This is a genomic window from Salipiger sp. HF18, assembly GCF_011806505.1.
Classification (GTDB): Bacteria; Pseudomonadota; Alphaproteobacteria; order Rhodobacterales; family Rhodobacteraceae; genus Salipiger; species Salipiger thiooxidans.
In genome coordinates this window covers 1-2,134 of the sequence record NZ_JAATOS010000610.1, presented here as the reverse complement: position 1 = coordinate 2,134, position 2,134 = coordinate 1, and the positions used below count along the sequence as shown (strand labels likewise).

Below are 2,134 nucleotides of genomic sequence, written 5' to 3'. Positions count from 1 at the left end.
AATATTCTGCGGCCTGATCAAACGCTTGATTTCAGACCGAATCACCCCTCGATCCCATGCCCATCCTTGCTCAGAATCACCTGTCGGGGTTGCCCAGAGAGAGCGCTTGCGCGATAGCTTGCGCATCGCAGCGGAGGCCCCCAATGAAGATCGCGACCTTCAACATTAACGGTATCAAGGCCCGCCACGCGGCGCTTCTCGACTGGCTCGACGAGGCCCAGCCCGACGTCGCGCTGCTTCAGGAGATCAAGTCGGTCGACGAGGGCTTCCCCCGCGAGCCCTTCGAAGAGCGCGGCTACAACGTCGAGACCCACGGCCAGAAGGGCTTCAACGGGGTCGCGATCCTGTCGAAGCTGCCGCTCGAGGACGTCACCCGCGGGCTGCCCGGCGACGACGAGGACGAGCAGGCGCGCTGGATCGAGGCGACCGTCGTGGGCGAGACCCACGCGCTGCGGCTCTGCGGGCTCTACCTTCCCAACGGCAACCCGGCGCCCGGGCCCAAGTACGACTACAAGCTGGCATGGATGGAGCGGCTCGAGGCCCGCGCCCGTTCCCTGCTCGCCGACGAGATGCCGGCGATGATGGCCGGCGACTACAACGTCATCCCGCAGGCCGAGGACGCCGCCAAGCCCGAGTCCGGGCCCGAGGACGCGCTCTCCCTGCCGCAGACCCGCGCCGCCTTCCACCGGATCCTGAACCTCGGCTTTACCGAGGCCTTCCGCACCCGCCACCCTGAACCCGGGCATTATTCCTTCTGGGATTACCAGGCCGGCGCGTGGCAGCGGAACAACGGCATCCGCATCGACCACATCCTGCTGACCCCGCAGGCGGCCGACCTGATGCGCGACGTGCAGATCGACCGCGACCTCCGCGGACGCGACAAGCCGTCGGACCACGTGGCTGTCTGGGTCGACATGGCATGCTGATCCGCGCGCCCCGCTTGCGCCTTTCCGGCATGGGGCTTACATCTGTTGCATCTTACCAGACAGCGGAGACAACGCCCCATGGCCATTGAAGCGACGGAGATCGAGCAGCTCATCCGGGCCGCCTTCCCCGATGCCAAGATCACAATCACCGACCTCGCGGGGGATGGAAATCACTACGCGGCCGAGGTGATCGACGAGAGCTTCCGTGGCAAGAACCGGGTCCAGCAGCAGCGCGCGGTCTATGCAGCCCTGCAGGGCAAGATGGACGGCAACAACGGCGACCTGCACGCCCTTGCGCTGACGACCAAGGCGCCCGAGTGACGCCACGGACGGCCCGGCATGGCATCGCGGGCGCTGCGATGATCCGGCCGGGAGTTTGAAACACGGCCCCCATGCGGCGGGCCCGCAGAGCGCGGCCAGAGCGCGCGAAACAGGAGATCAGGATGACCACCGACGCGAAGACGACGATCGACGACACCGTTAAGGCCAACGACGTGGTGCTGTTCATGAAAGGCACCAAGAGCATGCCCCAGTGCGGCTTTTCCAGCCGCGTGGCCGGCGTGCTGAACTACATGGGTGTCGAGTTCCTCGACGTGAACGTGCTGGCGGACGACGCGATCCGTCAGGGCATCAAGGATTACTCGGACTGGCCGACCATCCCGCAGCTCTACGTCAAGGGCGAGTTCGTCGGCGGCTGCGACATCATCACCGAGATGACCCTCTCGGGCGAGCTCGACCAGCTCTTCGAACAGAACGGCGTGACCTACAACAAGGACGCCGCCGACAAGATCCGCGAAGCCAACGCCTGACTTCGCCCGTCGGAGGCCCGCCGGCCGCGGCCCGGGCCTCCGCTTCCCCTCTGCGCTGACAGGCGCCTGCTTTCCAGACATCCCCGCATCCGACGCCCGAGACGCGCCTGACCTCGCCGAAAGGACCGACCATGCCAGATCTCGTCCTGCGCGATGCGACCACGGCCGCGGATCTCGCCCAAGTGCGCGCGCTCTGCTGGGCCTACCGCGACCACCTGATCGACCATGCCCCCGCCACGCGCGCGCTGGTCGAGCATTTCTACCCCGAGGACGGCTACCGCGCGACGCTGGAGGCCCTGCCGGGGGATCATGACGCCGTGCTGCTGGCATGGCACGGCGACCGCGCCGTGGGCTGTGCCATGTCGCACCCGCTCGAGGACGGGAACTGCGAGATCAAGC

3 protein-coding genes and 1 pseudogene are annotated in these 2,134 nt (G+C 66.9%); all 4 read left to right on the top strand.

From position 1 onward, the window contains the following. The first annotated feature begins 143 nt into the window (after nt 1-143). Nucleotides 144-926, top strand: coding sequence for an exodeoxyribonuclease III (gene xth / locus HC022_RS24840; RefSeq protein ID WP_167454169.1), 783 nt, complete (start codon nt 144-146; stop codon nt 924-926). A gap of 78 nt (nt 927-1,004) precedes the next feature. Then, the gene (locus HC022_RS24835; protein ID WP_008883764.1) at nt 1,005-1,247 is read left to right on the top strand and encodes a BolA/IbaG family iron-sulfur metabolism protein; all 243 of its coding nucleotides are present in this window, start codon (nt 1,005-1,007) and stop codon (nt 1,245-1,247) included. 122 nt (nt 1,248-1,369) lie between these two features. Then, a complete protein-coding gene (gene grxD / locus HC022_RS24830; RefSeq protein ID WP_089960912.1) occupies nt 1,370-1,735 on the top strand; it encodes a Grx4 family monothiol glutaredoxin in 366 nt (121 codons plus the stop codon). A gap of 131 nt (nt 1,736-1,866) precedes the next feature. Continuing rightward, nucleotides 1,867-2,134: pseudogene (locus tag HC022_RS24825) on the top strand (GNAT family N-acetyltransferase); the annotation flags it as partial.

Coding starts and splice junctions, on each gene's coding strand:
- xth (WP_167454169.1), top strand. CDS start 144: ATGAAGATCGCGACCTTCAACATTAACGGTATCAAGGCCCGCCACGCG.
- HC022_RS24835 (WP_008883764.1), top strand. CDS start 1,005: ATGGCCATTGAAGCGACGGAGATCGAGCAGCTCATCCGGGCCGCCTTC.
- grxD (WP_089960912.1), top strand. CDS start 1,370: ATGACCACCGACGCGAAGACGACGATCGACGACACCGTTAAGGCCAAC.